4 protein-coding genes and 1 rRNA gene are annotated in these 6,071 nt (G+C 69.0%); 2 read left to right on the top strand and 3 right to left on the bottom strand.

Annotation, left to right across the window (positions count from 1 at the left end; genetic code table 11):
- Positions 1–124: ribosomal RNA gene (locus tag ABFX81_RS30790) — 16S ribosomal RNA — on the bottom strand; the annotation flags it as partial.
- Between the two features lie 551 nt (positions 125–675).
- Here ABFX81_RS30790 and ABFX81_RS30785 point away from each other — a divergent pair.
- On the top strand, positions 676–1,125 hold the full coding sequence (locus ABFX81_RS30785; RefSeq protein WP_086850436.1) for a PTS sugar transporter subunit IIA: 450 nt from the start codon (positions 676–678) through the stop codon (positions 1,123–1,125).
- A gap of 78 nt (positions 1,126–1,203) precedes the next feature.
- On the top strand, positions 1,204–2,874 hold the full coding sequence (ptsP, locus tag ABFX81_RS30780; RefSeq protein ID WP_086850435.1) for a phosphoenolpyruvate--protein phosphotransferase: 1,671 nt from the start codon (positions 1,204–1,206) through the stop codon (positions 2,872–2,874).
- A 68-nt stretch (positions 2,875–2,942) separates the two neighbouring features.
- Here ptsP and ABFX81_RS30775 read toward each other — a convergent pair whose 3' ends face one another.
- Together ABFX81_RS30775 and ABFX81_RS30770 are read right to left on the bottom strand one after the other, a co-directional pair.
- A complete protein-coding gene (locus ABFX81_RS30775; RefSeq protein ID WP_086850434.1) occupies positions 2,943–3,833 on the bottom strand; it encodes a hypothetical protein in 891 nt (296 codons plus the stop codon).
- 220 nt (positions 3,834–4,053) lie between these two features.
- On the bottom strand, positions 4,054–6,021 hold the full coding sequence (locus ABFX81_RS30770) for an acetoacetate--CoA ligase (protein ID WP_346138950.1): 1,968 nt from the start codon (positions 6,019–6,021) through the stop codon (positions 4,054–4,056).
- Between the last annotated feature and the right edge of the window lie 50 nt (positions 6,022–6,071).

Raw genomic sequence — 6,071 nt, 5'->3', positions numbered from 1 at the left:
AGATTGCCCACGTGTTACTCACCCGTTCGCCACTAATCCCCACCGAAGTGGTTCATCGTTCGACTTGCATGTGTTAAGCACGCCGCCAGCGTTCGTCCTGAGCCAGGATCAAACTCTCCGTGAATGTTTACCGGTAATCCGGTCGACACCACGAGAGCGGAACAGTCAGGCGGAATAAGCCCGACCGTTCACAGCGTCCTCGCTGTGTTTTTTCAAAGGAACCTCGACCATCGGAGATCCGATGGACGGGGTATCAACATATCTGGCGTTGACTTTTGGCACGCTGTTGAGTTCTCAAGGAACGGTCGCTTCCTTTGTACTCACCCTCTCGGGCTTTCCTCCGGGCGCTTCCCTTCGATGTCCCCAACTCTACCAGTGTTTTTCCGTCTCCCTGACCACCGTCCTGCAGGCATGCAGAAAGTGACCCCGAGATAGGATCTGACAAGTTGGGTACTGCCAGGCGAGGACACGAGGTTGCGTCGCTCAGCCCCAGGCAGGAGTACGACTGTACACGCGGCCGCGGAGCGGGTGCAAATCGATTTACGGTATGGTCTAGACCACTCTGGAGTGCGCACGCGGAACCGGCACTTCAGGTGACATACCCTGCTGAGCAGTGTGCCGTCCCGGTACCGACAGGGACGGCCCATATCGATCTCCACCCCTGGGAGGCTTCCCATGACCACCGTGACGTCCCCACTCGCAGGACGCGCCATCGGACTGGCAGCCGTGCCGGATCCGGTCTTCTCCGGGGCCATGGTCGGCCCGGGCACAGCGATCGACCCCGTACGTGAGCCTTCCGAGGCCGTCTCGCCCGTGGACGGCGTCATCGTCTCCCTGCACCCGCACGCGTTCGTCGTCGTCGACGAGAACGGGCACGGCGTGCTCACCCACCTCGGCATCGACACCGTGCAGCTCAATGGCGAGGGTTTCGAGCTGCTCGTGAACAAGGGTGACACCGTCAGGCGCGGTCAGGGCATCGTGCGCTGGAACCCGGCTGCCGTGGAGGCCGCCGGCAAGTCCGCGGTCTGCCCGGTCGTGGCGCTGGAGGCCACGGCCGAAGCGCTCTCCGATCTTCGTGACGACGGCGATGTGAAGGCCGGTGACAGTCTCTTCCTCTGGAAGTGACGTCAGTGCCGTCGTACGGCGGCTTGCAGGAGAACCAATACGGCGGCTGGATCCGCCGCACTATCGGAGACGGGTGAGATGGACACAACGCTGCGAGGCGTCGGCGTGAGCCACGGTGTGGCTATCGGCGAGGTTCGGCATATGGGAACGGCGGTGCTGGAGCCGCCTGCGAAGCAGATCCCCGCGGAGGAGGCGGAGCGTGAACAGGGGCGCGCCCGCAAGGCCGTGGAGGCTGTGGCGGCCGACCTGATGGCACGGGGCAACCTGGCCGGGGGCGAAGCCCAGGCGGTGCTCGAGGCCCAGGCCATGATGGCCCAGGACCCCGAGCTGATAGCAGATGTGGAGCGGCGGATCGCTGTCGGCAGCACGGCCGAGCGCGGGGTGTACGACGCGTTCGCCGCGTACCGCGAGCTGCTCGCGGGTGCCGGTGAGTACCTCGCCGGTCGTGTGGCCGACCTCGACGACGTGCGGAACCGTATCGTCGCCCGGCTGCTGGGGGTTCCGATGCCGGGAGTGCCCGACAGCGACGAGCCCTACGTTCTGGTCGCCCGTGACCTCGCGCCTGCCGACACGGCGCTGCTGGACCCGACTCTGGTGCTCGGCTTCGTCACCGAGGAGGGCGGTCCGACCAGCCACAGCGCGATTCTGGCGCGGGCGCTCGGGGTGCCGGCCGTGGTCGCGCTGCCCGGTGCCGGTGAGCTCGCCGAGGGCACGATGATCGCCGTGGACGGCAGCACCGGCGAGATCTTCGTGGACCCGAGCGATGACAAGAAGGCTCAGCTCGAGGCCGCGGCCGCCGAGCGCAGGGCGGCGCTGGCGGCCTCGACGGGTCCCGGTGCCACCGCGGACGGTCACAAGGTGCCGCTGCTCGCGAACGTAGGTGGCCCTGCGGATGTGGCGGCGGCGGTCGAGGCCGGTGCCGAGGGTGTCGGTCTCTTCCGTACCGAGTTCCTCTTCCTGGACGACAGCAAGCAGGCGCCGTCCGAGGAGAAGCAGGTCGCGGCGTACCGGCAGGTGCTGGAGGCGTTCCCCGAGGGACGCGTCGTGGTGCGGGTGCTGGACGCGGGCGCGGACAAGCCGCTCGACTTCCTGACGCCGGCCGACGAGCCGAACCCGGCGCTCGGCGTGCGCGGCCTGCGGACGCTGCTGGATCACCCCGAGGTGCTGCGCACCCAGCTGACGGCGCTCGCCAAGGCCGCGGAAGGGCTGCCGGTCTACCTCGAGGTCATGGCCCCGATGGTCGCGGACCGCACCGATGCCCGGGCCTTCGCGGACGCGTGCCGAGAGGCCGGGCTGCGGGCGAAGTTCGGCGCGATGGTCGAGATCCCGTCGGCCGCGCTGCGGGCGCGCTCGATCCTCCAAGAGGTCGAGTTCCTGTCGCTGGGGACGAACGACCTGGCGCAGTACACCTTCGCCGCCGACCGGCAGGTGGGTGCGGTCTCCCGTCTGCAGGACCCGTGGCAGCCCGCGCTGCTCGACCTGGTGGCGCTGTCCGCCGAGGCGGCGAAGGCCGAGGGCAAGAGCTGCGGCGTCTGTGGTGAGGCCGCGTCCGACCCGCTGCTGGCGTGTGTGCTGGCTGGTCTGGGTGTCACCTCTCTTTCGATGGGTGCGGCGTCGATCCCCTACGTCCGGGCCGCGCTGGCCAAGTACACGCTGGCGCAGTGTGAGCGGGCCGCTGCGGCGGCTCGGGCCACGGACACCGCCGAGGACGCGCGCAGTGCGGCGCAGGCGGTGTTGTCGGGCGAGTGAGCCGGCATGGCCGGCCGATGGCTGCCCGGGCGGGGCGCTCCACTGAGGTGGGGCGCCCCGCCCGCTTTTCAGTGGTGGTGTCCCTGTGGGGGTTTCTCCTCTCCCAGGTCGGGCGGCTCGCAGTAATCGACGTTGGATTCGGGAGAGATCAGGTCGCCGGACTCGACGTCGGTGCAGTAGGCGTCGAAGACCTCGCCCGCGGTGAGGGGTTCGAGTCCGTAGGCGCGCAGGCGCCACCCGTAGACGCGGTCGGGGCTGCCCTGGGCGCTGGCGCGGATGACGAGTCCCCCGGGGCTTTCGGTGGCCAGGCCGAGGGCCAGGACCGTGGCGAACTCGAGGGCTTCGGTCTCGTCCAGTTCGACGGGGCCGCCGGTGTCGGCGACGTGGAGGGCGGCGACGAGGGTCTCGGGTGGTCCGGTGACGCTGCAGACGAGGTGCCGGTTGCCGGACGGAGCCGTGTCGAGGATGCGGACGAGAAGGTCCGAGGCCCGGGTGAAGGCGGCGCGTCCGATGTCCTCGCCGCATGAGGTGCAGGCGCCCAGGCGAGCGAGCAGTGTGGTCGCGTACTCCCAGGTGGCCTGTCGCACGGCCTCGTCGACGAGGGCCGGGAGGAGGTCGGACAGAGGCTGGCCCTCGTAGGGAAGGGTCGGGCCTGTGACCGCGAGTCGTGCCGTGAAGCGTGTGCGGCTCGACGGGTTGTCGGGGTCGAGGCCCTTTTGTGTGCAGAACTCGGCGTACTCCTCGGGGTCGAAGAGGGCCACCGCGGTGTGGCTGCCTTGGAGCGCCCGTGTCCTGAGGAGGCCTTCCACGTGCTTGAGGTAGGCCGCGTGGTCGTCGAAGGTGAAGCTGCGGTAGCGACGCATGGCCCGGAAGTCGTGCTCGTCGGTGAGCAGGCCGATGGTGCCGGCGATCTCGCGGTGCAGGACCCGTCGCATGGTCCGGCTGTCGGTGTGCGTCATTGTTCCCCCTGTGCACGGTCGATCAATGCTCACTCACAGTAATCGACGGCACTGACAACGGGGCTGGGCGTGAGTTCGCGGACCGGGATGCGGAAGAAACGCGCAGTTCAACGGAAAAGTAGCCGACGTGGCCGCGTCGACGGTCCTGGTGACGGTGAGTTGCCTGTCGTGGGGGCCTCGGACTCACCGTCGTCTCCGGTGAGTCCGAGGGTGGTGCCGGTCAGGCGCGTTTGCGGGCCAGGTCCTCGTAGAAGCTCAGCAGGTCGAGGTTGTCGATGGAGCCCGGGTTGACCGCCTTCTCCAGTGGAGTGCCCTGGAGGAGGCGTTTGACCGGGACCTCGATGCGTTTGCCGGTCAGGGTGTGGGGGACGCCGGGTACTTCGATGATCTCGTCGGGGACGTGGCGCGGTGACAGTTGTTCGCGGATGGTCCGCTTGATGCGGTTCAGCAGGGGCTCGTCGAGGACGGCTCCGGGGGCCAGGTGCACGAAGAGAGGCATCCAGTAGCCGCCGTCGGGCTGTTCGATGCCGATGACGAGGGATTCCCTGATCTCGGGGAGGCGCTCCACGGCCTCGTAGATGTCGGCGGATCCCATCCGTACACCCTGGCGGTTGAGCGTAGAGTCGGAGCGGCCGTGGATGACTACGGATCCACGGGAGGTGACGGTGATCCAGTCGCCGTGGCGCCATACGCCGGGGTACGTGTCGAAGTAGCTGTCGTGGTAGCGGCTGCCGTCGGGGTCGTTCCAGAAGTGGATGGGCATCGACGGCATGGGGTTGGTGACCACGAGCTCGCCGACCTCATCGACCAGGGGGGTGCCGTTCGGGTCCCAGGACTGGAGGTCGGTGCCGAGGCAAGGGGCCTGGAGTTCGCCGACGTGGACCGGGAGGGTCGGTACGGCTCCCGCGAAGCAGGAGCACACGTCCGTGCCGCCGCTGACGGAGGCGATCCACAGGTTGTCGCGCACCTCGTCGTGGAGCCAGCGGAAGCCGTCGGGGGGCAGGGGCGAGCCCGTGGTGGCGACGCACTGCACGGCGGAGAGGTCGAAGTCGCGGGACGGGTGTACGCCCGCCTTGCGGCAGGCCATGACGTAGGCGGCCGAGGTGCCGTAGAGGCTGGCCTCGGTGCGTTCGGCGATGCGCCACTGGGCGCCGGTGTCCGGGTAGCCGGGGCTGCCGTCGTAGAGGACGATCGTGGTGCCGGTGAGCAGGCCGGAGACGAGGAAGTTCCACATCATCCAGCCGGTCGACGTGTACCAGAAGAAGCGGTCCTCGGGGCCCAGGTCGCAGTGCAGGCCGAGTTGCTTGAGGTGCTCGACCAGGATGCCGCCCTGGGACTGGACGATGGCCTTGGGCAGGCCCGTCGTGCCGGAGGAGTAGAGCACCCACAGGGGGTGGTCGAAGGGCACCTGCTCGAAGTCGGGGTCCGTGTCGGCGGAGGTGAGGGCCGACCAGTCCAAAGCGCCCTCGGGTGCCTCGGTGCCGAGGAGGGGGATGTGGACGACGGCGCGCAGGGTGGGCAGTTCGCGGCGCAGTTCGGCGACGACCTCGCGCCGGTCGTGCTCCTTGCCGCCGTAGCGGTAGCCGTCGACCGTGAACAGCAGGACGGGTTCGACCTGCTGGAAGCGGTCGAGGACGCTTCGGGCGCCGAAATCGGGCGCGCAGGACGTCCAGACGGCGCCCACGGCGGCTGTGGCGAGGAGGGCGACCACGGCCTGCGGGATGTTGGGGAGGTAGCCGCTGACGCGGTCTCCGGGGCGTACGCCGAGGGCGCGCAGTTCGGCGGCCAGGGAGCCGACCTGGCGGCGTAGCTCGGCCCAGGTGACGGGGCTCGGTTCGTGTGTCTCGTCGACGTACAGGAGGGCCGGTTCGTCAGCGCGGGTGTCGGCCGCGCGGAGGGCGTGTTCGGCGTAGTTGATGGTCGCCCCGGGGAACCACTGGGCGCCCGGCATCGAACGGTCGCCGAGCACGCGCGTGTAGGGCGTCGAAAAACGGACGTCGAACCACTCCGTGACGGCTTTCCAGAAGGTGTCCAGCTCGTCGACGGACCAGCGCTGGAGGGCCGCGTAACCGCCCTCGGCGGGGGCGCCGTGGTGCTCGGCTGCCCAGGCCTGGAACCTCGTGATCCGTGCCCGGGCGATGCGCTCGGGGTCTGGCTGCCAGAGAGGCTGAGGACTAGCGGTCGACATGGTCGGCTCCCGGACTGTGCGCGTCGTGTGCGTCCTCCGCGCACGGGCTG

The organism is Streptomyces coeruleofuscus (assembly GCF_039532725.1).
Lineage (GTDB): Bacteria > Actinomycetota > Actinomycetes > Streptomycetales > Streptomycetaceae > Streptomyces > Streptomyces coeruleofuscus.
Note: the sequence above shows the minus strand (reverse complement) of the source record. Positions and strands in the feature narration are given on the sequence as shown.